This is a genomic window from Thermodesulfovibrio hydrogeniphilus (assembly GCF_054657355.1).
In genome coordinates this window covers 1890883-1917237 of sequence record NZ_BAAHYW010000001.1, presented here as the reverse complement: position 1 = coordinate 1917237, position 26355 = coordinate 1890883, and the positions used below count along the sequence as shown (strand labels likewise).

21 protein-coding genes and 1 pseudogene are annotated in these 26355 nt (G+C 36.4%); 1 reads left to right on the top strand and 21 read right to left on the bottom strand.

The window, feature by feature from the left end:
• Positions 1-151: 151 nt before the first annotated feature.
• On the bottom strand, positions 152-805 hold the full coding sequence (locus ACYQ3P_RS09675) for an IS1634 family transposase (protein ID WP_460176947.1): 654 nt from the start codon (positions 803-805) through the stop codon (positions 152-154).
• Between the two features lie 178 nt (positions 806-983).
• On the opposite strand from ACYQ3P_RS09675, the pseudogene ACYQ3P_RS09670 reads away from it, so the two are divergent.
• Positions 984-2135 (top strand): annotated as a pseudogene (locus tag ACYQ3P_RS09670) (IS256 family transposase).
• On the opposite strand, the gene ACYQ3P_RS09665 reads toward ACYQ3P_RS09670, so the two are convergent.
• The 20 genes from ACYQ3P_RS09665 to ACYQ3P_RS09570 all read right to left on the bottom strand — a co-directional run bounded on the left by ACYQ3P_RS09665 (position 2099) and on the right by ACYQ3P_RS09570 (position 26348).
• Positions 2099-3055: an IS1634 family transposase gene (locus tag ACYQ3P_RS09665; RefSeq protein ID WP_460177689.1), complete on the bottom strand. Its 957-nt coding sequence runs from the start codon at positions 3053-3055 to the stop codon at positions 2099-2101. The pseudogene ACYQ3P_RS09670 and the gene ACYQ3P_RS09665 overlap by 37 nt on opposite strands.
• A 231-nt stretch (positions 3056-3286) precedes the next feature.
• Complete coding sequence (locus ACYQ3P_RS09660; protein WP_460177688.1) at positions 3287-6820, bottom strand: AAA family ATPase; 3534 nt, start codon at positions 6818-6820, stop codon at positions 3287-3289.
• The gene (locus tag ACYQ3P_RS09655; RefSeq protein WP_460177687.1) at positions 6801-8009 is read right to left on the bottom strand and encodes a metallophosphoesterase family protein; all 1209 of its coding nucleotides are present in this window, start codon (positions 8007-8009) and stop codon (positions 6801-6803) included. The genes ACYQ3P_RS09660 and ACYQ3P_RS09655 overlap by 20 nt, the downstream gene beginning before the upstream one ends.
• Positions 8010-8058: 49 nt before the next feature.
• Positions 8059-9315 (bottom strand): adenosylhomocysteinase, encoded by a 1257-nt coding sequence (gene ahcY / locus ACYQ3P_RS09650; protein ID WP_460177686.1) that lies wholly within the window; start codon positions 9313-9315, stop codon positions 8059-8061.
• Between the two features lie 691 nt (positions 9316-10006).
• A complete protein-coding gene (gene metK / locus ACYQ3P_RS09645) occupies positions 10007-11167 on the bottom strand; it encodes a methionine adenosyltransferase (RefSeq protein ID WP_460177685.1) in 1161 nt (386 codons plus the stop codon).
• A gap of 27 nt (positions 11168-11194) precedes the next feature.
• Positions 11195-12217 carry an aspartate-semialdehyde dehydrogenase gene (locus tag ACYQ3P_RS09640; RefSeq protein WP_460177684.1) on the bottom strand — a complete coding sequence of 341 codons (1023 nt, stop codon included), beginning with the start codon at positions 12215-12217 and terminating at the stop codon, positions 11195-11197.
• 2 nt (positions 12218-12219) lie between these two features.
• Positions 12220-13341: a 3-isopropylmalate dehydrogenase gene (locus ACYQ3P_RS09635; protein WP_460177683.1), complete on the bottom strand. Its 1122-nt coding sequence runs from the start codon at positions 13339-13341 to the stop codon at positions 12220-12222.
• Entirely contained in the window at positions 13338-13844 is a 507-nt protein-coding gene (gene leuD, locus ACYQ3P_RS09630; protein WP_460177682.1) for a 3-isopropylmalate dehydratase small subunit, read from the bottom strand. Before leuD ends, ACYQ3P_RS09635 begins: the two co-directional genes overlap by 4 nt.
• Positions 13845-14273: 429 nt before the next feature.
• The gene (gene panD, locus ACYQ3P_RS09625; RefSeq protein WP_460177681.1) at positions 14274-14651 is read right to left on the bottom strand and encodes an aspartate 1-decarboxylase; all 378 of its coding nucleotides are present in this window, start codon (positions 14649-14651) and stop codon (positions 14274-14276) included.
• A gap of 2 nt (positions 14652-14653) precedes the next feature.
• Positions 14654-14941, bottom strand: coding sequence for an Asp-tRNA(Asn)/Glu-tRNA(Gln) amidotransferase subunit GatC (gene gatC, locus ACYQ3P_RS09620; protein WP_460177680.1), 288 nt, complete (start codon positions 14939-14941; stop codon positions 14654-14656).
• Positions 14942-14990: 49 nt separating this feature from the next.
• Entirely contained in the window at positions 14991-17090 is a 2100-nt protein-coding gene (locus ACYQ3P_RS09615; RefSeq protein ID WP_460177679.1) for a UvrD-helicase domain-containing protein, read from the bottom strand.
• A gap of 54 nt (positions 17091-17144) precedes the next feature.
• On the bottom strand, positions 17145-18977 hold the full coding sequence (glmS, locus tag ACYQ3P_RS09610; protein ID WP_460177678.1) for a glutamine--fructose-6-phosphate transaminase (isomerizing): 1833 nt from the start codon (positions 18975-18977) through the stop codon (positions 17145-17147).
• Complete coding sequence (gene glmU, locus ACYQ3P_RS09605; RefSeq protein ID WP_460177677.1) at positions 18977-20371, bottom strand: bifunctional UDP-N-acetylglucosamine diphosphorylase/glucosamine-1-phosphate N-acetyltransferase GlmU; 1395 nt, start codon at positions 20369-20371, stop codon at positions 18977-18979. The genes glmS and glmU overlap by 1 nt, the downstream gene beginning before the upstream one ends.
• On the bottom strand, positions 20371-20982 hold the full coding sequence (locus tag ACYQ3P_RS09600) for a DUF502 domain-containing protein (protein ID WP_460177676.1): 612 nt from the start codon (positions 20980-20982) through the stop codon (positions 20371-20373). Before ACYQ3P_RS09600 ends, glmU begins: the two co-directional genes overlap by 1 nt.
• Before the next feature lie 2 nt (positions 20983-20984).
• On the bottom strand, positions 20985-21740 hold the full coding sequence (locus ACYQ3P_RS09595; RefSeq protein WP_460177675.1) for a YebC/PmpR family DNA-binding transcriptional regulator: 756 nt from the start codon (positions 21738-21740) through the stop codon (positions 20985-20987).
• Positions 21741-21812: 72 nt separating this feature from the next.
• Positions 21813-22649: a ParB/RepB/Spo0J family partition protein gene (locus tag ACYQ3P_RS09590; RefSeq protein ID WP_460177674.1), complete on the bottom strand. Its 837-nt coding sequence runs from the start codon at positions 22647-22649 to the stop codon at positions 21813-21815.
• Positions 22630-23400, bottom strand: coding sequence for a ParA family protein (locus tag ACYQ3P_RS09585; RefSeq protein WP_460177673.1), 771 nt, complete (start codon positions 23398-23400; stop codon positions 22630-22632). Before ACYQ3P_RS09585 ends, ACYQ3P_RS09590 begins: the two co-directional genes overlap by 20 nt.
• Before the next feature lie 4 nt (positions 23401-23404).
• Positions 23405-25192, bottom strand: coding sequence for a penicillin-binding protein 1A (locus tag ACYQ3P_RS09580; RefSeq protein ID WP_460177672.1), 1788 nt, complete (start codon positions 25190-25192; stop codon positions 23405-23407).
• Entirely contained in the window at positions 25189-25644 is a 456-nt protein-coding gene (locus ACYQ3P_RS09575; RefSeq protein ID WP_460177671.1) for a M67 family metallopeptidase, read from the bottom strand. Before ACYQ3P_RS09575 ends, ACYQ3P_RS09580 begins: the two co-directional genes overlap by 4 nt.
• On the bottom strand, positions 25632-26348 hold the full coding sequence (locus ACYQ3P_RS09570) for a HesA/MoeB/ThiF family protein (protein WP_460177670.1): 717 nt from the start codon (positions 26346-26348) through the stop codon (positions 25632-25634). The genes ACYQ3P_RS09575 and ACYQ3P_RS09570 overlap by 13 nt, the downstream gene beginning before the upstream one ends.
• Between the last annotated feature and the right edge of the window lie 7 nt (positions 26349-26355).

The following is a 26355-nucleotide window of genomic DNA, read 5'->3' as shown; positions in this document are numbered from 1 at the left end:
TACCCTCGCAATGATAAAGAAAGGGCGTCATTGCGAACCTCACTGAAGGTGGGGCGTGGCAATCTCATAAAAAGAAAGAATTGCTTTAGGACTAAACCCCACTTCATCAACTTTTGAATAAAAAAATTTTAAAATCAATGAGTTATAATTTTTAGATTAGCCTACAAAATTCTCTCGCACTTTCGTAAGTTCTGAAAATCTTATCCCCTACTCCCAATATTCTAAGTATCTTTTTATGTTCCTCCTTAGCTTTGCTCATAATCCTTATTTTCTCCCCCTCTATCTCAAAACCTCCTATCCCTATCTCATAAAATTTGTCCAAACACTTCTTCAGACTGTTTTCTTTGCTCTCCCTTAACCATCCTTTCTCCTTCAACTCATCCATTAGCCTGTTTAACACTGTCTGGGCTACCACACATAAAAATATATGCGTCCTTACTCTCCTGTCTTTATAATGATATATCGGTCTTATCTCTACAAAATCCTTTAACTGCTTGAATGCATCCTCCACTGTCTGTAATTCCTTATACTGCCTCTCTATCTCTTCATCTTCTTCCTTCATTAATGTCGTCTGCAAAATATACTTCCCACACATATCATATGCCTTCTTTATAGCTTCTTGCTTTGCTATTATCTGAAATCTGCCTTCTTCGTATCTGAAATCATAATAATTCTCAGCTCCACTTTTTGTCAGTTTCCTCTGCGCCCTCCTCAGTATTTTCTCCCTGTCTCTTAGCTTTCCTCTTTCTACCATCTGCCTTACTTTTTCCAATGCCTCCCTGCCCCTTTTAAGTATACTTTCCAATGGGAAGTTATAATAAAATTGTGTCTATTGTGCAGATATTTTTTGGATTAGAGGAAAATGGGAACTAAAAAGAATAATAGCACAAAAAAAAACAATTTATGGAATAACCTTAAAAAAGGAGGAATGGGAAGTGATAAGGCAGTTTGGGCTTGAAAATTTTATTAAAGAAATTGCAGAGATGCCACCTCAGGAAAGCATTAAAGTTTTAGCTGAGATGCTTTTTAATTTATTGATGAAGAAAGAAAGAGATTTTTTTGTAGAGGCAGACTCTGACAACAAATCAAATGGGTTTTATCAAAGACAGCTCGGATGTATGTTTGGAAATTTAAATTTGTCAGTGCCAAGAGACAGACAGGGAAGATTTCGCTCCGCAGTGCTACCACCTCATTGGAAAAGATTTGACAAAGATTTTGAGGATTTCATCCTAAATCTGATTCTGTAGAGTTACTCTCCATCAAAGATCAAAAGTCTTCTTAAAAGCATGAATCTTCCATATTCTCCTGAGCAAATAGAGGAGTTAAAAGAGGAGTTATACAGTAAAGCAAAAGAATTAGTAAGCCGAGAACTGCCTTCTGATTGTTTTGCCCTATTTTGTGATGCATATCATACAGAGATGAAGGATGAAAGCAGAAGAATTCGTAAAGCAGTCATCTATACGGTTTTAGGGATAGATATGCAGATGAAGAAAGATTTGTATGGGTATTATGTTTTTATTGGCTCAGAAAACAAAGGAGATTGGCTCAAGATATTTAACAATCTGATTAGCAGGGGATTGAGGAGAGTAATGATAATTGTCTCTGATGATTTTCCAGGGCTTAGTGAGGCTGTAAAGACCTTATTTCCTCAAACTGACCATCAACTTTGCCTTGTTCATATGCAAAGAAATATTTACAAAAATATGTCAAAGGCTGATGCAAGGCAGTTTAGTGAAGAGATTAACAGAATAAAACACATAGGCGATTATGAGGATACTGTCAGGGAATTTGAAGATGTGCTAAAGAGATTTGAAAAGAAATATCCTGCCTATATAAAGATGCTAAATAGCAAGAAGGAGAATTATTTTTGTTACAAGAAATATCCAGAAGAGATAAGAAAGCACATATATACAACGAATGCGGTAGAGAATATAAATAGCAGGCTGGAAGTCTTAAGGGTAAACTCTGGAGGGTATTTTCAATCTGAGAAAACTGCATCAGTGGCTATATATGTGATAGTAGATAAAATAAGAAAAGGCAGATGGAGCAAACCGATGGCTGTATCTCGTGGGGTATTGTATGAACTTCAACAAATGTTTCAGATGAGATTTGCGCATGAGACACAAAATTCTTGACAACTGTCTCCTTCTGAAATATATCTAAACTGTATACCCTTCTGCACTACCATTTTCTTTGCTTCCCTAAATCTCATCGCTAATATGTAGTTTATCCCCTCTCTCTCAAGATACTCTATATTCTGTAATGTCACCATCCCCCTGTCTCCTATAAATACTGCCTCCTTGATGTCGTATCTCTTCTTTAACTGACTTATTAGTCCCTTTACTGTCTCCTTATCTGATATGTTGCCTTCTATAACATCAAAATGCACTGGAAATTTATTCTCGTTCAAACATAAACACAACAATACTTGCTTTTTATCGGGCTTCCCATCCCTTGAGTATCCATATCTTGCAAGCCCCAGAGGTCCTTGACCCTCAAAGTATACTGAGGTAATATCATAAAGCAACAACTTTGTCCCTTGTGCTCCCGTCTTATAAAAATCATCTAACACATTATCCATCTTCTCATACAACTTGTCCATTGCCCTGTATATCTCATTTGCATGCATATCCTCTTCCCTTAAATCAAACAGTTCCATAAAACCACTTCTTCGTATCCATCCCACTGATGCATACTTACTCCTTGGCTCTATTATCCTGTTAAGCACTACTGCCAAAAGCAAATCTCTTACCTTCTTTGGAAAATGCCTTAACCATCCCAGAAACCCTATCTTCATCATAAATCCTAACAGTAACAGTATATGCCCTACTGAAGTTGCATCCTCAAAAAACTTGTCTTTGTCCACTACAACCTTTTTCTCAGGTGACTTAAGCAGTTGCCTTATTTTGGAAATAAGAGGCTCACCTAAGTGAGTGATATTGGCAATTTTTTCATGCCTAACCTTTTTAGTTTTTTTGTCTCTGTAAGCTTTAGATATTTCGTAGGTTTTGTATTTTTTACCTTTTTTTGTTGACCAAGATTCTTTTACAAACATAGTTACCTCCTTTTTTATTTAGCATACAAAAATTAGACAAAAAAGTCAATATTTAAGGGAATAAATAGGCAAAAATAATGAAATTAGGTTAGACTACAAAATTGAATGAAAAAAGATATAACTTATTGAATTATAAAGCTTTTGATATTTTTAAAGGCTGAAAATTGATGAAGTTGGGCTAAAGTATCTCGTAATGACAGAATAACAAGGATTTTATAGAAATCGCTAAATTTATGTATAGTCAATTCTGACCTTGCTTCCTTCTCCAAAACTGTTGGGCGGTGTTACTATTAGTTTAATTGGCACTCTGTTTTTAAGCTCATCTAAATGGCTTATTATTCCAACTGAAATTTTATCCTGCCTGAGCCTCTCTAAAGATGTCATAACAATGTCAAGTATTTCTGAGTCAAGGCTTCCAAATCCTTCATCAAGGAAAAAGAATTCCAACGGAGCTCTTCCTTTCAGTTGAATCTGAGATGAAAGTGCAAGGGCTAAAGCAAGGGATGCAAGAAAAGTTTCTCCGCCAGACAAAGTTTCAACTGATCTTCTTACTCCACTGTTTAAGTCATCTCTTATGACAAAGTTGTTGTCAGAGCTAAGTTCAATTGCATATCTACCTCTGCTAATTTCTTTCATCCTTCTTGTGGCTGAAAGAGTTATATGTCTGAGTTGTCTTGTGGCAACAAATTCAACAAATTTATTGCCTTCAAAAAGTCTATCAAGTTCGTTAAGCATATTAACTTCTTTTTCAAGCTCATTTTTTTGTTTTGTGTATTCCTCTACCTTTTGAAGTTTATCCGTCATATCAGTTAAAGTTTGTTTTAGTGCTCCAATTTCTTTACTTTTCTCAGTTAATTCTTTCTCTATTTCCTTAAGCCTTTCTTCAAGAAATAACCATTCCTGTTCGTCTATTTGTCTGCCTTGTAAAAACTTTGTTAATCTGTCAATGTTGTTGATTATCAATGCATAACTATCATCAAAAGCTTTTATTTCCTGTTTTAATTTTTCTATTTGTGTAGAGGTAAGATAGTTATTTAATGCCTCTTCTTTGTCTTTAAAGCCCTTTTCCGCAAGGACTTGATTAAGTTGATTGATTTTATCCTTTAACATATTGTTTAATAAATCCAACTTTTCAAGGAGAGATACTTTTTTACTTTCTTTTTCTTGAACATTTTTTTGTGCTTTCTCAAAAGTTTCCTTGCTGATTCTTTCGTTATTTAAGATTTGCTCTTTTTCTTTCTTCACTTCCTCAAAATATGAATCTAAATCTTTACCCTCTGTCAAAATATTAAGTTCTTGCAGTTTTTCATTTAGATTTTTATTCTGCTCTGTTAACTGCTGATTTTTTTGAGCCAGTTGGATTGAAATTTCATTATTTAATCTTGCCTGAAGGCTCTCCTTGTTGTTTTTTGCCTCTTCAACCTTTTTTCTCAATTTTTCAATTTCTTGCACAAGTTTGTTGATTATTTTCTCACTTTCTGTTATCTCTTCTACTGACTTTCTGAAATCTTCAATTCCTAATTCATTGCGAGCATTATCAAGTTTAATTTTTAGCTCTTCATATTTTGCTGTAGTTTCTTTAAGGGATTGGGCTAATTCATCCAAGTTATCTCTATTGTTTTTAATATTTTCCGTAATTTTTGTATGTTCTAACTTTTGCCCTGTTATTTCATCTTTCAGTTTTTTTAATGAACTTTCAAGTTCATTTTTTATTTGCATCCATGCATTTAATTCCTCCTTCCCTCTGTCAAGGGATTCTTGAATTTGTAACTTTTGATTCTCTAATTGAGTTATATCAATATTTTTCAACTCCTCTGATAGGCTATTATGACTTTCTTTAAACATATCTTCTCGTGCTTGGAGTTTTGATGTTTTTTGACAGAGTTCAGAGATTATATTTTGTGTTTGCTTTATTTCGTTTTCTAAATTTTTTAGTATTTCTTCGTTTTCTTTGATTTTTTCACTTTCAATTTTTTGAGCAAGTTTTATATGTTGAGTAGAGCCACATACAGGACAAGGTATTCCCGGTTGAAGACTCTCTGCTAATTCAGCAGCGATATTTTGAATTTTAAGTTTCTCTGTTTCATCTTTTAATTTTTCTAAATTTGCCTGCTTTTCTTTTATATCCTGTTCAAATTTATTGATTTCAGCCTGAATATTGCTTTTTTCATTTACAATTTTCTTTAATTCTTCTTCAATCTGAGTCATTTTCTTTGCTTTTTCATTATAATCAATAATTTTTTGCGTCAAAATTCCAAGTTCTTGCTGAAGACTGAGAAGTTCTTCATTGGTTGGAGGCTTCTTATTTTCAAGCTGGACTATCGTTTCTTCAATTCCTTTTCTTTCTTCTTCCTTTTGCCTCAATATTATTTCTCTTTCAAGCCTTTCTTTTTCCAAATTATTTATCAAAGCATTTAAATACGCAATTTTGTCTTCCTTTTCTTTTTTCTTTATTTCAAGCCTTTCAAACTCTTTCTGAATTTCATAGCCGTAGAAGATTTTTTCTTTTATTTCTGGAGCAACTTGACGAGCCTTGAGTTCATCCTCTTTATTAATGAGTTGCTTGTTGTAATCATCTATAAGATTTGAAATTTTGTTTATTTCTGACTCTAACTTTTCTTTTTGTTTTTTTATCTTTTGAATTTCTTTTTCAAGTTTATCATTTTCGCTTTTAATCAGCTTTATGTCTTCTCTAAGTTTGAATGCTCTTTTGAGTTTTTCCTCTTTTTCAATTAAAACAGGTATCTGCTCTTCCTTTTGTTTAAGTGCAATATTATATAGTTTCTCAGATTCAGAAAGTTCTTTTTTTGCCTGTTCAAGTTCTATGGAACATTTTTTAAGTTCAGATTTGGTATTTTCTATTGTTTTTTCTGTCTCTTTCAATGAATCTATGTATGGTTTTGTATAATTTGCATTTTCGGCTTTCTGAAGTTTTTTCTTACTCAATTCTACTTCAGCAAGTCTTTCATCAAACTCTTTTTTCTTCATTAAAAACTGCTTTAATTCTTGCTGTTTGTCCCATACTTCTTTTAGCTTTTCTCTTTGTTGAGCAATTTTTTCCCGTTGCTCCCTTAATTTTTGCTCCTCTTCCTGCAAAAAATTATATTTTTTAGTTAAATCTTCCAATGCTTCTCTGCTTACACCTTCATATTGGTTCAGTATGCCATCAATGCGACTGAGTTCATTTTCTTTTTCTTTCCTCATCTCCCTTATTCTTGATACGAGTCTATTGCCGTATTTTTCCAAACCAAAAATCCTTTCTAACATGTCCCGTCGGTCTCGTCCTGTAAGTTTAAGAAATTCGCTGAATTTTCCCTGAGGAAGCACAACTGAACGAGTGAAATCATCAGCTGTGAGTCCAATCAGCTCAATTATTTTTTGTTGTAGTTCCCTTTCTTTTTCAGCAAGAATATTATCTGTATCTCCCCTTTCTCTTAATCTTGATATTACAGTTTTATAAGTGCTCTTTTTTGTATCCCGACTTATCTTTCTTTCAACTATATATTTCTTCTTTTGTCCATCTATGGTTAATTCAAATTCAAAGGATACAAACATTGAGTTGCAAAGGGAATTGATGAAATCTCTGCTATTTCTTGGAATTTTTCCATATAAAGAAAATACAATTGCCTCTATTATCGTTGATTTTCCGCTTCCAGTAGGACCAAATATACCAAAAAGTCCCTTGCTTGTTAATTTTTCAAAATCAATAAACTGTTCTTCAACAAAACTATTAAGTCCTGCTATTTTAAGACTGATGGGCTTCATCTTCTTCTCTTATTATTTTCATAAAAAGTTCAATTAGTTCCTGCGAAGGTTCAAATCTTTTTTCTTTTAAATAAAACTCCTTAAAGAGCTCGTCTATGCTTTTATTTTCAATTTCAAACTCTTCAATATTTATCTCATCATCTGGGAAAATAGGTTTTATTTCAATAATATCTGGCAGTATTCTTTTCATCTCTTTTATCTTTGATTGTGGTAAAGGCTCTTTAGTTCTTATTTCAAAATATGCCCATATGTCTTTGTCCTGATACTCATTGCAAATAAGAACTGCTTCATCTATTCCATTACAGCGGAAAATTTCAATAGGTTTATAGTTTTTGAAGAAAATCTGGCTGACTTGAGCTTCTCTCCCAGGTTTTAAATCTACAATGTATGCTCCTTTTGACTGAGTCACTTCGCTTTTACTGTATTGCAGAGGTGAGCCAGAATAAAAAATTGGCACTGTGGATTTTATTTGCTGTGGTTTATGAAGATGACCAAGCGCTATATATTGAGCATTATTTGGCAAATGGGATACATCAACTAAAAAACTTCCTCCCAACTGTATAGGTCTTTCAGAGCCAGATTCCTCTCCTCCAGCAACAAACAAATGGGATGCTACTATATTTATAGTGTCCTTTCTGAATTTACTTGAAAGCTCATCAAAAACTTTACCAATTCTTTCAGAATAACATCTCTGCATAATTTCCTCATCTTTTTCCTCTGTGAATAACTCATTCAGTCTTTTTTCGCTCGGATAAGGCATTGTAAGGATTATTGCTCTTTCTCCTTTAAGCTCAATTTCAAAATAACCTTTTCCAGACTCTATAACTTTGAATTTTCCAAAGTTTCCTTTTGGTAAAACATCGGTTAAACTGCTTACAATTATAATTCCATTTTCATAGGTAAGAGGACTTATTGCAGAAAGTCTTTCAGGGTTGTCATGATTGCCTGCTATGATAAGAATTACTCTTTGCCCATCTGAAAGCTTTTTTAATGTGCTGTAAAGAAGACTTTCAGCTTTAGCAGAAGGATTGGAAGAATCATAAACATCTCCTGCAATTATGACAAGATCAACATCATTTTCATCAACAATCTGTACAAAGTCTTCTAAAAATCTATCCTGCTCATCAATGCGAGAGAAATTTTCAAGATTTTTTCCTAAATGCCAGTCAGAAGTATGTAAAACTCGCATGTTTTTATTTTAAAAGTAATATCTCTGGGAGGCGATTGCCTCCCTTTTTTTATGTTCCCTCTTGCCAGCTGTTGAGATATTTGAATTGTTCCTTTGTGAGTTTGTCAATTTTTATTCCCATAGTCTCGAGCTTTAGCCGGGCAATTTCCTTGTCAATGTCTTCAGGGACTGAATAGACTGTATTTTCCAATTTCTTGCCATTTTTAAAGATATATTCAGCAGAAAGTGCCTGATTAGCAAAGCTCATATCCATAACCGCAGCAGGATGTCCTTCTGCAGCACTTAGGTTAACAAGCCTTCCTTCTGCAAGAAGATAAATTCTTCTTCCATCCTGCAATGTAAATTCTTCTACAAACTCTCTTATCTGTCTTACTGACTTAGAAAGCCTTTTTAAAGCCTCAATGTCAATCTCTACATTAAAATGCCCTGTATTTGATACTATCGCGCCATCTTTCATCTTTAAGAAAACATTTTCAGAGATTACATTAATGTTTCCTGTTACTGTGACAAATATGTCTCCAATCTTGGCAGCATCTTGAATTGGCATTACATCAAATCCATCCATTACTGCTTCAAGGGCTTTAAGAGGGTCAATTTCTGTTACAATAACTCTTGCTCCCATTCCCCTTGCTCTCATGGCAACTCCTCTTCCGCACCATCCATAACCGCAAACAACAAAAACAGAGCCTGCAAGAAGTCTATTAGTTGCCCTCAGAATTCCATCAATTGTGCTCTGACCTGTTCCGTAGCGATTGTCAAAAAGGTGTTTGGTATAAGCATCATTTACTGCAATCACGGGATATTGAAGAGCTCCATCTTTAGCCATTGCTCTAAGACGAATCACTCCAGTTGTTGTCTCCTCAGTGCCTCCAATAACATTGGATAGAATATCTCTTTTTTCCTTATGAAGCGTTGAAATCAAGTCTGCTCCGTCATCCATTGTAATATGAGGTTTTATGTTGAGCACTTCGTATATATGCTGATAATAGGTATCTCTGTCCTCACCTTTAATTGCAAAAACAGGGATTTTATAGAATTTTACAAGTGCGGATGCAACATCATCCTGCGTGCTTAAGGGATTTGATGCGCAGAGAGCAACTTCAGCACCGCCTTCTTTCAATGTAATCATCAAATTTGCTGTTTCAGTTGTTACATGAAGACAAGCACCCAGTCTCATTCCCTTAAGAGGCTTCTCCTTCTTAAATCTCTCCCTAATCATTCTCAAAACTGGCATATCCATCTCAGCCCATTCAATCCTGAGCTTTCCCTTCTCAGCCAGTTTTATATCCTTGATATCGTATTTCACATCCTCCTCCTTTTTATTTATTTCTAAATTGGACGATTTTTTGTAAAACCCTTTTTAGTCTGTAGTTGCAACGGCATCGCTACGCCTTCGGCTCGCAACAGTCTCCCATCCTTTTCGTCATTGCAATGAGCGAGACCCCTTAGTCTGTCATTGCGAGGAGCGATAGCGACGAAGCAATCTCTCTTTTTCTTCATATAACGGAGAGATTGCCACGCCTCCTTCGGAGGCTCGCAATGACAAAAAATAATCGGTGAGGCTCGCAATGAACCCCATTTCGTTATCGGGAGGCACTCTTATCTTCGTCATAGCAATGCATTCCCTCATCGTCATTGCAACGGCATCGCCACGCCTTCGGCTCGCGACAGGCTCCGTGCCCGAATCAATCTCGTTTTTCTCCTCTGCCAATGAGAGGTCACTTCGGCTTGTTTCACAAGCCTCGTGATGACAAGAGGAAGAGTCATTGCGAGGAGCGATAGCGACGAAGCAATCTCGCCTTTTTCCTTTAATAAGGAATGGGATTGCCACGCAGTCCTTCGAACTGCTCGCAATGACTGGATGGAGTCATCAAGGAAATAGGACCGCCACGCCCTTAGCTCTCGATGACAGATTGCAATGCATTCACTAAAAGTTAGCATTGAAATCCCTCTCACCTTTCACTATCCACAAACCACCAGCCACTAATCACCATCTACTAAATAAGCTCTGCTTCTTTTCTTAAAGTCTCAGCCATATCTGTCTGTTCCCATGTGAATTCTGGGTCAAGTCTGCCAAAATGTCCATAGGCTGCAGTTTTTTTGTAAATAGGTCTTCTTAACTGAAGCTTTTCAATGATGCCCTTTGGAGTAAGGTCAAATACTTTTTTAACAATCTCCTCAAGCTTTATGTCTTCAATCTTTCCTGTGCCAAAGGTGTTGATGTAAACTGATACTGGTTCAGGAACTCCAATTACATAGGCAATCTGTATTTCTACCCTGTCACAAAGTCCTGCAGCTACAAGATTCTTTGCAACATACCTTGCCATGTATGAACCGGAACGGTCAACTTTTGTTGGATCCTTGCCTGAAAAGCATCCACCACCATGTCTTGCAACTCCGCCATAGGTATCAACTATGATTTTTCTTCCTGTTAGTCCTGTGTCTCCCATTGGTCCACCAATTACAAACCTTCCTGTTGGATTGATGAAATACTGTACATTTTCTTCATCAAGAAGCTCTCTTGGAATAACAGGTTTTATCACCTTTTCAACAATGTCTTCTCTCATCTCTCTCAAAGTAATGTCTGGTGAATGCTGGGCAGATACAACAATGCTTCTAATCTGATAGGGCTTTCCATCCCTGTATTCTATGGTAACCTGAGTTTTACCATCTGGTCTGAGGTATGTAAGAATGTCCTTTTTTCTTACCTCAGCAAGCTTCATCGCAAGTTTATGGGCAAGCATTATTGGCATTGGCATGAGCTCTTCTGTTTCATTGCAGGCAAATCCAAACATTAAGCCCTGGTCTCCTGCTCCTCCCGGGTCAACTCCCATTGCAATATCTGGAGATTGCTCATGAATTGAGGTGATTACTGCGCAGGTTTCATAATCAAAGCCATACTTTGCCCTTGTATAACCAATTTCCTTTACAGTCTCCCTTATTACAGATGGTATGTCCACATAGCAGCTTGTGGTAATTTCACCTGCTACCATTACAAGTCCTGTTGTTACAAGTGTTTCACATGCCACCCTTGCATAAGGGTCTTTAGCAATCATTGCATCCAGAATTGCGTCAGAAATCTGGTCAGCTACTTTATCTGGATGCCCCTCTGTCACTGATTCAGAGGTAAATATATAATCCTTTCTGTCTCCTAACATAATTGCCTCCTTTTAATTATTAAAGTTTTACTCAGCCATTTTTATCAGTTCTTCAGCAATCTGGACAGCATTCAATGCAGCACCTTTGCGAAGATTGTCTGAGACAACCCACATGTTTATGCCATTTTCTATTGATTCATCCTCACGAATTCTTCCTACAAAAACTTCATCCTTTCCTGATGCATAAATTGGAAGTGGATACTCATTCTTTTCTGGGTTATCAATCACAACCACTCCCGGAGCCTTGCTAAGAAGTTCTCTTACTTCTTGGGCAGTGATTTTCTTTTCTGTTTCAATATTCACACTTTCAGAATGTCCTCTGAAAACAGGAACACGAACGGTTGTTGCAGTTACCCTGATTGAGGGGTCTCCCATAATCTTTTTAGTCTCTTTTACCATCTTCATCTCTTCTTTTGTATACGCATTTTCAAGGAATTTGTCTATGTGAGGAAGCACATTAAAGGCAATCTGATGCGGATACACCTGAATCTTTATCTCTCTGAAATTGAGCAAATCAACTGTCTGCTGAAGAAGCTCATCCATTGCCTTTTTGCCTGTTCCTGATACTGCTTGAAAGGTTGTCACCACCACTCTTTTGATTTTTGCAACATCATGGATTGGCTTTAAAGCAACAACCATCTGAATTGTTGAGCAGTTTGGATTTGCAATAATTCCCTTATGCCATTTAAGGTCATGGGGATTCACTTCTGGAACTACAAGTGGCACTTCAGGGTCCATTCTCCACTGGCTTGAATTATCAACCACAACACAGCCACTCTTTGCTGCTACTGGTGCCCAAATTTTTGATCTTTCAGCGCCTGCTGAAAAAAGAGCTATATCTATACCAACGAAAGAATCTTCTTTCAATGTTTGAACAGGAATCTCTTCTCCCTTAAACTTTAACCTGACTCCTTCGCTCCTTTCAGATGCAAAGAGTCTCAGTTCTGAAACAGGGAAGTTTCTCTCTTCCAAAACTGCTATCATTTCATTGCCTACAGCACCTGTAGCTCCAACTACTGCAACTACATATTTTTCTTTTTTCTTAAGCATATTTATCCCTCCATAGGTAGTTCTGTAACATATTTTGCAACCAAGTCCCCAACTTCTGTTGTAGTGTAACCCATTTTACCAGCAGCAAGGCTTTTTAGATGCTTTGATGTAATTTCAATCACTGCCCTTTCAATTAATTTTGCAGAATCCTCCTCACCAAGATACTCAAGCATCATTCCTCCTGCACATATGGCAGCAAGCGGATTTATCACATTCTTGCCTGTGTATTTTGGTGCTGAACCTCCAATAGGTTCAAACATTGATACTCCTTCGGGATTTATGTTTCCACCAGCAGCAATTCCCATTCCGCCCTGAATCATTGCTCCAAGGTCAGTTATTATGTCACCAAACATATTGTCTGTCACTATTACATCAAACCATTCAGGATTTTTCACAAACCACATTGTAGTTGCATCTACATGGGCATAATCTGTTGTAATGTCAGGATACTCCTTTGCAACTTCATAGAATGTCCTTTCCCAAAGGTCAAATGCAAAGGTTAGAACATTTGTTTTTCCGCAAAGGGTAAGTTTTTTCTTTTTATTTCTTTTTCTGCAATAATCAAAAGCGAATCTTATGCATCTTTCAACTCCCTTGCGAGTATTAATTGATACCTGAATAGCTACCTCATCAGGTGTGCCTTTTTTAAGAAATCCTCCAGAGCCTGTGTATAAGCCCTCTGTGTTTTCTCTAACAACAACAAAATCTATGTCCTCTGGTTTTTTATCTTTAAGCGGGCAGTCAACGCCGGGATAAAGCTTTACAGGTCTCAAATTAACATACTGGTCAAGTTCAAAACGAAGCCTGAGTAAAATTCCTTTTTCAAGAATTCCGGGTTTTACATCTGGATGACCAATTGCTCCAAGATAGATGGCATCAAAATTTTTTAATTCTTCAATGGCACTGTCAGGCAAAGTTTCACCAGTGCGAAGATATCTTTCTCCTCCAAAGTCATAATAAGTGTAGTCAAGCTTAAATCCAGCTCTATTGCTTACAGCATCTAAAACCTTTACTCCTTCACGAATAACCTCAGGTCCTGTGCCATCTCCGGGAATTACTGCAATTTTGTAAGTCTTAGATGCCTTTTTGCTTTTACAACTTCTTGTTTTACAGGACTTTTTCATTTTATACCCTCCCTATTTAATCTTTTCTTAGTCCATTCAACTAATCCGCCTGCATTTATTAACTCTTGCATGAACTCTGGAATTGGCTTTGTGTGGTATTTTTTGCCTTTTGTTAAATTAAGAATTTCTCCAGAATTCATATCAATTTCAATTTTATCGCCCTCGTCTGTCTCATCTACAAGCTCAGGGACTTCAAAAATTGGAAGCCCAATATTGAAGGCGTTTCTAAAAAATATTCTCGCATAGCTTTTAGCTACTACTGCTTGCACCCCAGCTGCCTTTATTGCAATCGGTGCGTGTTCACGGGAAGAGCCACATCCGAAGTTTCTTCCTCCAATTATAATATCTCCGGGCTTTACTTTTGATGGAAAATCTTTGTCAGCGTCCTCCATAACATGCTTTGCAAGTTCTGCTGGATCAGACGTGTTGAGATATCTGGCAGGAATAATAGCGTCTGTATCAATGTTGTCTCCAAATTTCCAGACTTTCCCTTTAATCTTCATAGTTTTCTCCCTCTAAAAATTAAATTAATTTATAATTTTACTCCATATATTTAGTAGTTATCAACTTGCCGAGTTTATTATTATCTAAATTGTCCGATTCTTAAGTATCATTGCGATGGTATGCCACACCTTTGGCTCACAACAATTTCTGTCAACCACCATCCTTGTCATTGCAAAGGTGCCATAGCAAAAAAACAACTCGGTCTTCCTTTATACCTCATCCTCTTATTGCTAGGCAGACCGATGAGCTGCTGAAGTAATCTCGTCTTTTACCTTTTACATCTCACTTCTTACGTTTTACGAATTTTTAAAGATTACCTCAGGAATAAAGTCCTTCCTATTACAAAGAAAAGGGTTCGCGATGATAGTTTGTAATGAAAAACAATCCAAAATCCAAATCTATTATCCGATTTGATTGTTAAGTAAAAGTTATTTGGAGAACACTGAAGGAGTATAGGACTTGACGATATTATTGTTTTCGTCAAGGATAAGGATTTTTGGTTTATGTGAAGGTATTTCTTCTTCAGTTAAATATCCGTATGAAAAGATGACAATTCTATCTCCTACAGAAGCTTTTTTTGCAGCAGGTCCGTTAAGTCCTATTGTTTTAGAGCCTCTTGGAGCAGGTATTACATAGGTGTCAAATCTCTCTCCGTTATCCATGTTGCTAATCCATACTCTTTCGTATGGAAGAATTCCTGCAAGCTCAAGCAACTCTGTATCAATACTAATTGAACCCTCGTAGAACAGATTAGCTTCTGTTACCTTTGCCATATGTAATTTAGCTCTTAGAAAACTTCGTAGCATTTTTATTCAATTATCTTAGGAACTCTGAAAAATTTATCAGTAGCATCGGGTGCATTTTTTAAAGCCTCTTCCCTTGAAATAGAAGGCTTAACAATATCCTCTCTAAAAACATTGTTTAGTGACAAAACATGAGATGTTGGCTCCACATCAGTTGTATTTACTTCATTTAGTTTTTCAACGTAGTCAAGTATTCTGCTGAGTTGCTCCTGATACATTTCTATTTCGTCTTCTTTGAGTTCAAGCCTGCTTAGAAGAGATATGTGCTTAACCATTTCCTTTGATATTTTCATATTTTCCTCTCCTTATTAATTTATCCCTACGATTAAACTCTTTCTAAATTTACAATTTTTGGAGATTTACAATTTTTGGAGCTAATTTTTTAACCCCAATGCCGGGAAAGTTAACTACTACCTTTAAATCATCTCCTTCACCATAGCAATCTCTAACAACTCCAATTCCCCATGTAGGATGCTTAACTTTGCATCCAATATTAAATGGTGGTTTGACTTTGGTGGCTTCTTTTTCTTTGCATTCAGGGACAAAGGTGCTATAATCCTTTCTAATACAGTGACAGTATTCAGAAGGAATGTCTTTGACAAAGCTTGATGGTTCCTGATTTTGGGTTTTTGAATAAAGCTTTCTTTGTTTTGCACTTGTTATAAATAAAATATCCTTTGCCCTTGTCATGCCTACATAAAACAACCTTCTTTCTTCTTCAAGCTCCTGCGGATCATCTAAAGCTTTAAAATAAGGCAAAATGCCTTCTTCGCATCCTGCTATAAAAACAATAGGAAATTCAAGACCCTTTACAGAATGAAGGGTAAGAAGTGAGACATAATTTTTCTTGCTCTCCCAGTTGTCAACATTAGATATCAAAGATACTTTATCAAGAAATTCGCTAACAGTTAATTTTTCAGCCGATGATAAAAGTTCAAGAACATTTTGAATCCTTTCTTCTTCAATCTCTTCAAGATAACCTGTGCTGTTTAAGATATTTTTAATCATTTGAGATGCTGTTTTGTATTCTATGCTTGATAGGCTTTCTATCAAATCAACAAATGCCATTAATTTTTGTTTCTGAACTTCATTAGCATTGTCATCTTTTATTATCAATTTTATAGCCTCATAATAGGAACACATGTTTTTCCTTGCCTCATTTTCAATTTTCGTAACAAGAGCGGCTCCTATTCCTCTGGGAGGGGTATTGATAATTCTTAATAAACTTACATTGTCATCCCTATTTATCAGAAGACGCATATAGGAAATGACATCCTTTATTTCCTTTCTGTGGTAAAAACTGATTCCACTTACTACTTGATATGGAATACCTTCTATTCTTAATGCCTCTTCCAATGCCCTTGCTTGCAAAGTTAATCTGTAGAGAATGGCAAAATCCCTGTATTCATAATTGCCTTTAAGATATAGGTCCTTTATGTTTTTTGCTATATATTTTGCTTCTTCTTCCTCGTTTGATAATTGACAGTAAAATATTTTTTCTCCCCAATCTCTATCTGTCCAAAGGGATTTTGGTTTTCTGTATATATTTTTTGAAATCATTGAATTGGAAGCCATGATAATGTATTTTGAAGAGCGATAATTTTGCTCTAATCTGATAACCTTTGTGCCGGGAAAATCATTCTCAAAGTTTAAAATATTATGAACATTTGCTCCACGAAATCTGTATATGCTCTGGTCATCATCTCCAACTACACAAACTTTTCTATGATACTTTGAGAGTATGTTAATAAGCTCATACTGTGCTTTGTTTGTATCTTGAAATTCGTCAACCAAAATATATCTGAAATATTCTGCATATCTTTGACAAAGCCCCTCATTCTCCCGCAAAAGCGTTATTACATTTAAAATTAAGTCGTCAAAGTCAAGGGCATTGTATTTTCTTAGCTCATTTTGATATTTTGCATAAATTCTGCCTAATCTCTCTTCAAATTCATATCCCTCTATCTTTGAAGCATAATCTTCAGGAGAGATGAGATTGGATTTAAGATTGCTTATTTTTGATACCAAACATTTACATAATGCCTCATGCATGTTAAAATCTTTAAGAATTCTTTTTACTAAAGCAGCCTGATCATCGTCATCGTATATGATAAAGTCTTTTTTATAGCCGAGCTGGTCAATATGATTTCGCAAAATGCGCAAACAAAGGGAGTGAAATGTGCCTATCCAGCAGTTTTTCAAGTGTCCATTGCACATCCTTGATATTCTCTCTTTCATCTCATCTGCAGCTTTATTCGTAAAGGTAACTGTGAATATAGTAGACGGATGATAGCCTAATGCACGGGTAAGATAAGCATATTTATAAGTTATGACCCTTGTTTTACCACTTCCTGCACCTGCAATTACAAGAAGTGGTCCTTCACAGTATATTACTGCTTCTTGCTGTTGAGGATTTAATTCCCATAGGGGGAAATCTTTCATGGCTCTACCCCTCTAATTTTTATTTTAGCCAATAGACATAAGTCTATGGCTAATTTATTCCACAGTGACGCTCTTTGCCAAGTTTCTTGGCTGATCCACATCGCAACCTCTCAGCAAAGCTATATGATAAGCCAAAAGATGCAGAGGAATAGTAAACAAAATCGCATTCAAAAATGGGCTTACAGAAAACTCTTGAATATGTATAATTCTGTCAGAAAGCTTTTGTAGTTTTTTATCTTTACTGTTTGTAACTGTTACAATAAAGCCATCCCTTGCTTTAATTTCTTCCATATTGGAGAGAACTTTATCAAAATAAATATCTTCGTCATTTACAACGAAAACCACAGGAAAGCCTTCCTCAACAAGGGCAATTGGTCCATGTTTCATCTCTCCTGCAGCATAGCCTTCTGCGTGTATATATGAAATCTCCTTTAATTTCAAAGCTCCTTCAAGGGCAACAGGATAGTTTGGTCCCCTTCCAAGATAAAGAAAATTATTTTTTTTGTAAAGCTCTTTTGCAAGACTCTGAATCTGAGGCTCAGTCTTTAAAACCTGTTCAACCATATGGGGAAGATGAAATAGTTGAGATAAATGAATTTTTACAATATCAACAGTAGTTTTTCTTTTTGCTCTATTAAGCGCCCATGCGATCATATAAAGAGCTACAAGCTGAGAAGTAAAAGCCTTAGTTGATGCAACTCCAATTTCAGGACCTGAACGGGTATAAAAAACTGAGTGAGCTTCCCGAGCTATTGTGCTACCAACCACATTACATATTGCAAGAGTTCTTACTCCTTTGCTTTTTGCATACCTTAATGCTGCAAGGGTATCTGCTGTTTCACCTGACTGAGTTATAGCTATGAATAGAGAGTCTTCATCAAAAGAAATGTTTCTGTATCTGAACTCAGAAGCTATGTCAACTTCTGCAGGAATTTGAGCAATATACTCCATCATATATCTTCCAACAAGACATGCATGAAAAGATGTTCCACAGGCAACAAGATAAACCTTTCGTGTAAGGACAAGCTCTTCGTGTTTTATGCCTAATTCATGATATACAAATTTTGCTTCATCAAGTATTACTCTTCCTCGTATTGTATCGGCAATTGCTCTTGGTTGTTCGTGAATCTCCTTTAGCATAAAGTGCTTGTATCCACCCTTTTCAGCCATTGAAGGAGTCCAATCAATTGTAACAGGCTTTTTCTTCTTTTCTTTCCCTTCTAAATCACAAATCTTTACTTCATCCTTTTTAAGGACAATTATTTCACCATCATCAAGGAAAATTACACGATTGCAGTAATTGAGAAAAGCAGGTACATCAGAGGCTAAAAATTTCTCACCATCAACAACACCAACAACAAGAGGGCTTTCCATTCTTACGCCAATTATTTTGTCAGGCTCATTCTCATCCGTCACGACAATTGCATAAGAGCCTCTAAGCTGAGACACTGCTTTTCTTACTGCCTCTTCAAAGTTGTTCTCCGCTTTGTATTTGTTGATAAGATGGGCAATTACTTCAGTGTCTGTCTGAGAAACAAATATATAACCTTCTTCTTTAAGTTCGCTTTTAATCTTATCATAGTTTTCTATTATTCCGTTATGAACCAGCACAATTGAGCCTGAGCGATGGGGATGGGCATTAATATCAGTTGGTTTTCCATGCGTTGCCCATCTTGTATGCCCTATTGCTATATTGGATGACATTGATTTGTCAATTAAAGACTCAAGAGTTGCGATTTTACCTTTGCTTTTTATGATATTAATTTTTCCATCTTTAAAATATGCTATTCCTGCAGAATCATATCCTCTGTATTCAAGTTTTTTTAGCCCTTCCAAAACTATTTGAACTGCGTTTTTGTCACCAATGTATCCGATTATTCCACACATTATTCTATCTCCCTTTTCTTTTTTGCCCAGCCTTGTATGTTTTTCTGTGGTGTTCTACTTATGGCAAGAGAATCTTCAGGAACTTCCTTTGTTATTGTTGAGCCTGCTCCAACATATGCCCCCTTTCTTACAGTTACAGGAGCAACAAGCTGAGTGTCACTGCCTATGAAAACATTGTCTTCAATGATTGTTTTATGCTTTTTCTTACCATCATAGTTACAGGTTATCGTGCCTGCTCCTATGTTTACATTTTTACCGATTACCGCATCACCTAAATAACTAAGGTGCGCAGCTTTTGTGCCATCACCAATTTTAGATTTTTTAACCTCAACAAAATTTCCGATTCTGCATTGTCTTCCAATGATTGTCTCGGGTCTGATGTGGGCAAAGGGACCAATTTTCGCTCCTGACTTGATCACAGAGTTTTCTGCCACTGTGCAGTCCTTTATTTCAACTTCATCTTCAACAATACAGTTTTTAAGCCTTACTCCCTGATAAATAACGCATTTTTTACCAATACATGTTTCACCTTCAATAAAAACATTTGGATAAACAATCGTGTCCTGCCCAATGGTGGCAGATGGAGATATCCATACTAACTGAGGGTCATAGAATGTTACACCCTTTTTCATTAAATCTCTAACAATCCTATCCCTTAAATATCGCACTGCCATTGCAAGTTCTTCCCTTGTATTTATTCCAAGCAACTCATCCTCATCAGCCAAAGGATAGGCTTCTACTTTTTTGCCCTCTTTTATAGCTATCTCAACTATATCAGTAAGATAAAACTCACCTTTGCGAGGATTTTCTTTCACCTCTCTTGATAGTTCTGCAATCTCCTTTCGCATTAAATAGACACCGCTATTTGATTCATTGACAGAGATTTCTTCTTCCTTCAAATCTGTAATTTCAACAATTCGCTGAACCTTTCCTCCAGAGTCCCTTAAAATCCTTCCATAGGAGTGTTCCCTTTTAGGATAAAAGGAAAGAATAGCAAGGTCTAATGAGTTTTTATCAAAGTTTTCTATTAATTTTGAAACAGTTTCCTTTTTTATGAGCGGAGTGTCTCCATTAAGAATCAAAACCTTTTCACTCTTCAAATATGGCAATGCCGAGAGTAATGCATGGGCTGTTCCTTTAGGTTCTTCCTGAAAAACTATATTTACGCCCTGTTTAGAGACATGCTCTATGACTTCTTTCAAAGACGGATTTAAAACAACATGAATAGTAGGTGAATCGGGATTGGTTATTGGTGATTCGTAATTTATTATTATGGATTTGGCAAGCTCTATTACATAGTCTATGATTGGTTTTTCAAAGATTTTGTGGAGAACCTTTGGCAGATGGGATTTCATTCTTGTTCCAAGTCCAGCTGCCAAAATAACTATATCCACTATCTTTCACCTCTTATATTTTCTGGTGCTGCTATTCCACCTGAAAGAATTATTTTTATGCCTTCCTGCACAGGAATGCTTGTAAGTATAACGCTATCTGGTTCAAAAAGAACTACTTCACCAAGATATAGGTTGTTTGTTGGTATATAAACCGCTATGAGCTTTTTCTCCAAACCATTATCCTTTAAATAGCACTCTTTTGTCTGAAAGCCAAAAACAAAGCTACCCTTTCTTGGATACTCAACAATAACAAACTTTTGGAATGATGTTTTATTCTCAGGAGAAAATGCGTCAATCAGCTGTTTCAATGATGAATATAAGCTCTTAAACACAGGAATTTTCAGAAACAGCAATTTTTCAAGCTGGTCTAAGATTTTCTTTCCAAAAACATTTGTTGAAACAATTCCTACCACAAAAACAATAAGCAATGCTGTTATAAATCCAAGTCCTGCAATATGTCTGCCAAAAATGTAATCATAAATAGGACCTAAAAGCCCATCTACTATTTTAAAAAGCTGGACAAGTATGAAAATGCTTATTGCTATTGGAATTGTTACGATTAAGCCAGCAATAAATTTTCTTTTAAAAGTAGCTTTAATAGATAGTTCCATTCTTAAGCTGTTACTTTACTCATTACTTCATCGGAAATATCAAAATTAGCATATACATTCTGGACATCATCGTGGTCCTCAAGGGCTTCCATTATTTTTAACATTTTCTCTGCATCATCTCCTTCCAGAGCTATGTAATTTTTGGGCAACATAGTTACCTCTGAAAGAGAGATTTTTATGCCAGCCTTCTCCAAAGCTTCCTTTACTTCTTTAAGATTTTCTGGCGCAATGATAATCTCATAGTTGTCTTCCTTTGGGTCATTCTTTACATCATCTGCTCCTGCTTCCAATGCAGCAGTAAGAAGGGTATCCTCATCTATATTTTTTTTGTTTACAAGAATATATCCTTTTTTTTCAAAAATCCATGAAACGCATCCAGACTCTCCAAGACTTCCACCGTGTTTTGAAAGAATGTGTCTGATTTCAGAAACTGTTCTGTTTTTATTATCAGTTAAAGCTTCAATTAAAATAGCAACTCCACCAGGTCCGTATCCTTCATAAACAACCTCTTCGTATGCGTCTCCTCCTAACTCTCCTGTTCCTCTCATTATTGCCCTTTTGATGTTTTCCATTGGCATGTTGACATCTCTTGCCTTTTCAATGGCAACTCTTAAACGGGGATTTTTCTCTGGATCACCGCCTCCAATTCTTGCAGCAACTGTTATCTCTCTTATGATTTTTGTAAAGATTTTGCCTCTTTTTGCGTCAACTTGAGCCTTTTTATGTTTGATTTGTGCCCACTTGGAATGACCTGCCACTTAAAACCTCCTGTATGAAGGGATATTTTAATAATAAAAAGATTTCTCAATTTCTGTCAAATCTTGTAAAATCTAACTTTTCAGTATTCGTTGCAGTATGCCGTCAAGCTCATCAAGGGAACTGTAAAAAATTTCAAGCTTTCCCTTTTTCCCTTTATGAGAAATTCGCACCTTTGAGCCAAGTTCAGCTGTAAGTATCTCTTCAAGTTCTTCTATCTCTGGAAATTTTTGCTTCTGCTTAGGAGTATCGGATTTTGAAAGTCTTTTTACAAGTTCTTCAGTTTGCCTGACTGAAAGGGATTTTTTAAGGACTAACTGGCATGCCTCAATTTGCCTCTGCCCACTGTCCAAAGACATTATAGCCTTTGCATGTCCCATAGTTATAGCGCCTGATTTAATAAGATTTTTTATCTCATCGGGAAGTTTTAATATTCTCAGATAATTTGCAATTGTTGCCCTGTCTTTTCCAACTCTTTGGGAAAGCTCCTCTTGGGTGAGATTGTAATCCTTAATAAGACGCTCAAATGCCATAGCTGTCTCAACAGGGTCAAGGTCTTCCCTTTGAATGTTTTCAATAAGAGCAATTTCTACAGCCTCAGCAGCAGATACATCTTTGACAATGGCTGGAATCTTTTGAAGTCCTGCAATTTTTGCAGCCCTCCATCTCCTCTCTCCAGCAATTATCCTAAAACTTCCGTCTCCAACCCTTGAGACAACAATGGGCTGTATGATTCCCTTTTCCTTTATTGAATTAGCAAGCTCCTTTAAGGAATTTTCATCAAAGTCTGTTCTTGGCTGGGCATCACCCGGAATTATTCTTTCAATTTCTATCTCAATAAGGGAGTCGTCTTTTTTGGTAATATTACTTGATATTAAAGCATCTAAGCCTTTACCGAGCGCCTTTTTCATTTAGCAAAAACTCCAATGCAAATGTGATATAACTTTGCGCTCCTTTGGAGCGAATATCATATAAAACAGCTGGCTTGCCATGACTTGGTGCCTCTGCCAGTGCAACATTTCTTGGTATTATTGTATTATAAACTTTACCTCCAAAAAACTTCCTCACTTCCTCTACAACCTGCCGAGATAGAGTATTTCTTGCATCAAACATTGTAAGAAGAATGCCTTGTATTTTAATGTTAGGATTCAAAATTTTCACAAGCTCAAAAGTTCTCATCAGTAACCCCAATCCCTCCAAAGCATAATATTCGCACTGAACAGGAATAATAATTGCATCTGATGCTACCAGACAGTTTAATGTAAGAAGACCCAAAGAAGGAGGTGCGTCAATAAGTATATAGTCAAAATCCTCTGATACGGACGATAAAATATTTTTAAGAATGAATTCTCTGTTTTCCCTTTGAATAAGCTCAACCTCAACTCCTACAAGGTCAATTGTTGAAGGAATAATCCAAAGATTTTCAATTTGTGTTTTAATTAAGACTTTATCAACACTATGGGAACCTATGAAAAGCTCATAAAGGCTGCCTTCAAGGCTTTCTTTGTTTATTCCCAACCCTGTTGTTAAATTTCCCTGCGGATCCGAGTCTACAAGTAAAACCTTTTTATTTTCAATTGCAAGACATGTACCAAGATTAAGAGCAGTAGTTGTTTTGCCAACCCCGCCTTTTTGATTTACTATTGATAGAATTTTTCCCATTTTTTTATTTTAACATTGCAGAGGCAGTTTCAGCTGATTTCATAAAATCTATCCATATCGGAAGCGCTGCCCTTGAACCTGCCTCATTTTGTCCTATTGGTTTGTGATTGTCTCTTCCAACCCAAACACCTACTAAAAGATTATTGTCAAAACCAACAAACCAAGCATCTGAAAAATCATTAGTTGTTCCTGTTTTGCCATAAACATCCCTGCCTACTTCCTTTGCCCTTACAGCTGTTCCAGAAAGCACAACTTCCCTAAGTAGCTCACGCATTCCCTCAACAACCTCCTCAGATAGCACATTCTGGATGTCTGGAGTGTTTTCTTCAAGAATTACTCCGTTGTGGTCTGTGATTTTTTCGTAAAAAATTGGTTTTATTCTCTTGCCAGTTGCAAATACTGAATAGGCTGCTGTAAGCTCTATGAGTTTTATGTCAGATGCTCCAAGTGCGGTTGGAAGATAGGGTTGAAGCTTTGAACTTATTCCACACTGATAGGCAAATTCTATAACTTTTTTAATTCCAACCTCTGATGCAAGCCGAACAGCAGCTGAGTTTAATGAAAGGGCAAGTGCTTGCCTGAGGGTAACAACTCCATGATATTCGTTTTTGTAATTTCTTGGTGACCAAATTTTACCTCCACCTGCTGGAAAACTAAGTGGAGCATCTAAAACGGTATCATCTGGAGTATATCCTTCCATCAATGCAACAGCATAAACAAATGGCTTAAAAGCACTTCCACTCTGACGCAAAGCAAAGGCTCTGTTGTATTGGGTTTCCCAGAAATCATTTCCTCCTACCATAGCTCTTACAAATCCTGTTTTTAACTCTATTGCAATTAAGGCTGCCTGCACCTGCGGTTTTGCTCTTTTGTGAATCTCTGTAATTCCCTTTACTACAGCTTCTTCTGCCTTTTTCTGCAAATTATAGTCAATGGTAGAGTAAATTCGTAACCCATCTTTATAAAGTCTCTCTCCATACTTTGCCTCCAACTGAAGTCTCAGGTTTTCAACAAAATACGGAGCTTCAAATCTTCTCCAGTGTGGATATTCAGGTAAAGGCTCTTTTAATGCGCCCTCATATTGCTCTTTGGTTATAAATCCCTCCTCAAGCATTTTTTGCAAAACAATGTTTCTTCTTTTTAATGCAACTTCTGGGTTTTTAAATGGATTGAACTTAGATGGAGCTTTTGGCAAAGAAGCAAGAAGGGCAATCTCTGCAATATTCAGTTCATTGTAAGATTTTCCAAAGTAGGTTTCTGCAGCTGCAGCTATTCCGTATGCTCTATTTCCAAAATAAGCCTGATTAAGATAAAGCCCCAGAATCTCATCCTTCGTATATTTTTTCTCAATCTGTATTGAAAGAATTGCTTCTTTTATCTTTCTTCCTAAAGTTTTCTCGGGTTTGAGGAACAACATTTTTGCCAGTTGCTGAGAGATTGTGCTTCCTCCCTCAACAACCGTTCCTGCTTTAATATTTTTAAAAAAGGCTCTGAGAATCCCAATAATATCAACCCCCGGGTGTTTGTAAAATCTTACATCCTCTGCAGCAACAAAGGCTTTTTTTATCATTTCTGGAATCTCATAGGGAGGCACAAATTTTCTTCTCTCATAGAAAAACTCTGTTAACACCTGTCCATCTGAGGAATAAACAATTGAAGCCTCAGCAGGCCTGTATCCTTCAAGAGCCTTTACATCTGGCAAATCAGAAAAAAGCCAGTAAATATAGCCTCCACAAGCTCCAAGCAGGAAAAGAAAAGTAAAAAACAGCGCATATTTTACTTTTCTTATCATTCCTGCTCAACCTGAATCTCTATTTCTTTCACATTGTCTTCTTGTAACTTAAAGCATCTCATTTGGATTTCCTGAACAGTTTCTTCCTCTCGTTTGTCTAAATTTTGATGGAAAATCTCCTTTGCGTTATCATTACAATTTATTCCAACAATCACATAGTAAACATCATAAAAGGCAAGTTGCAAATCCTTTGACGACGGATATGCGATTCCACAGGGATGGCTATGATATATGCTAAGCATTTGCAGTCCCTTTGCTCTTATATCTTTCATGGCTTTAAGTTGTTCCTGTGGTTCCATAAAATAACTGGTTGAGGAGCGTTCTATGTTTTTTATTTTATAAATCTCAGTAGCTGTATCTCTTCCAGCCAAAATCCCACAGGCTTCATAGGGCATGCAATCAATACAGTGCTTTATCATCTCATCAAAAATTTCCTTTTTTATTCTGAGCATTTGCAAATACGACAGGATGGATTTTTTATGAATTTTACTTCCCTGAAATTTGCCTTTAAAGCATCATAGATTAAAATTCTACCATGAAGGAGCTCTCCGATTTGGAGTAAAATCTTCAAAGTCTCCATTGCCTGAAGAGTGCCTATAACTCCTGCTACAGGCGAAAAAATTCCTCTTTCTTCCTCTTCATCCTTAGCACCCTCAAAAATACAGTTGTAGCAAGGACCTTCTGGAGGGATTACATCAAAAACATGTCCTTCAAACTCTGAAGCAGCTCCTACAATAAGTGGTTTTTCAAGTTTAAAGCATATCTCATTTAGAATAAATCGGGTTTTAAAATTATCAGGACAGGCTACAACAACATCATAAAGTGAAATATATTTTTGGGCATTTTTTCTGTTAATCTCTTCAGGATAAGGCAAAATGTTTATCTCGCTGTTAAGCTTTTTAAGATTTATCATCGCAGATACTGCTTTGGGCATTCCAAGATGTTCTTCGTTATGGATAATCTGTCTCTGAAGATTACTCAGTTCAACGATATCTGGATCAACTATACCAATATATCCAACTCCAGCAGCAGCAAGATAATAAGAAACCGCACTTCCAAGTCCTCCAGCACCCACAATCAAAACACGGGATTTTTTAAGCCTTTCCTGCCCTCCTTTGCCAACCTGCGGTAGAATGATATGCTTAATATATCTCAAACTTTGC

What these genes read in the sequence shown, in the direction of transcription:
- ACYQ3P_RS09665 (WP_460177689.1), bottom strand. Translation starts at nt 3,055, where the DNA reads ATGTTTGTAAAAGAATCTTGGTCAACAAAAAAAGGTAAAAAATACAAA.
- ACYQ3P_RS09660 (WP_460177688.1), bottom strand. Translation starts at nt 6,820, where the DNA reads ATGAAGCCCATCAGTCTTAAAATAGCAGGACTTAATAGTTTTGTTGAA.
- ACYQ3P_RS09655 (WP_460177687.1), bottom strand. Translation starts at nt 8,009, where the DNA reads ATGCGAGTTTTACATACTTCTGACTGGCATTTAGGAAAAAATCTTGAA.
- metK (WP_460177685.1), bottom strand. Translation starts at nt 11,167, where the DNA reads ATGTTAGGAGACAGAAAGGATTATATATTTACCTCTGAATCAGTGACA.
- ACYQ3P_RS09640 (WP_460177684.1), bottom strand. Translation starts at nt 12,217, where the DNA reads ATGCTTAAGAAAAAAGAAAAATATGTAGTTGCAGTAGTTGGAGCTACA.
- ACYQ3P_RS09635 (WP_460177683.1), bottom strand. Translation starts at nt 13,341, where the DNA reads ATGAAAAAGTCCTGTAAAACAAGAAGTTGTAAAAGCAAAAAGGCATCT.
- leuD (WP_460177682.1), bottom strand. Translation starts at nt 13,844, where the DNA reads ATGAAGATTAAAGGGAAAGTCTGGAAATTTGGAGACAACATTGATACA.
- panD (WP_460177681.1), bottom strand. Translation starts at nt 14,651, where the DNA reads ATGCTACGAAGTTTTCTAAGAGCTAAATTACATATGGCAAAGGTAACA.
- gatC (WP_460177680.1), bottom strand. Translation starts at nt 14,941, where the DNA reads ATGAAAATATCAAAGGAAATGGTTAAGCACATATCTCTTCTAAGCAGG.
- ACYQ3P_RS09615 (WP_460177679.1), bottom strand. Translation starts at nt 17,090, where the DNA reads ATGAAAGATTTCCCCCTATGGGAATTAAATCCTCAACAGCAAGAAGCA.
- glmS (WP_460177678.1), bottom strand. Translation starts at nt 18,977, where the DNA reads ATGTGTGGAATAATCGGATACATTGGTGACAAAAACGCAGTTCAAATA.
- ACYQ3P_RS09600 (WP_460177676.1), bottom strand. Translation starts at nt 20,982, where the DNA reads ATGGAACTATCTATTAAAGCTACTTTTAAAAGAAAATTTATTGCTGGC.
- ACYQ3P_RS09590 (WP_460177674.1), bottom strand. Translation starts at nt 22,649, where the DNA reads ATGAAAAAGGCGCTCGGTAAAGGCTTAGATGCTTTAATATCAAGTAAT.
- ACYQ3P_RS09585 (WP_460177673.1), bottom strand. Translation starts at nt 23,400, where the DNA reads ATGGGAAAAATTCTATCAATAGTAAATCAAAAAGGCGGGGTTGGCAAA.
- ACYQ3P_RS09580 (WP_460177672.1), bottom strand. Translation starts at nt 25,192, where the DNA reads ATGATAAGAAAAGTAAAATATGCGCTGTTTTTTACTTTTCTTTTCCTG.
- ACYQ3P_RS09575 (WP_460177671.1), bottom strand. Translation starts at nt 25,644, where the DNA reads ATGCTCAGAATAAAAAAGGAAATTTTTGATGAGATGATAAAGCACTGT.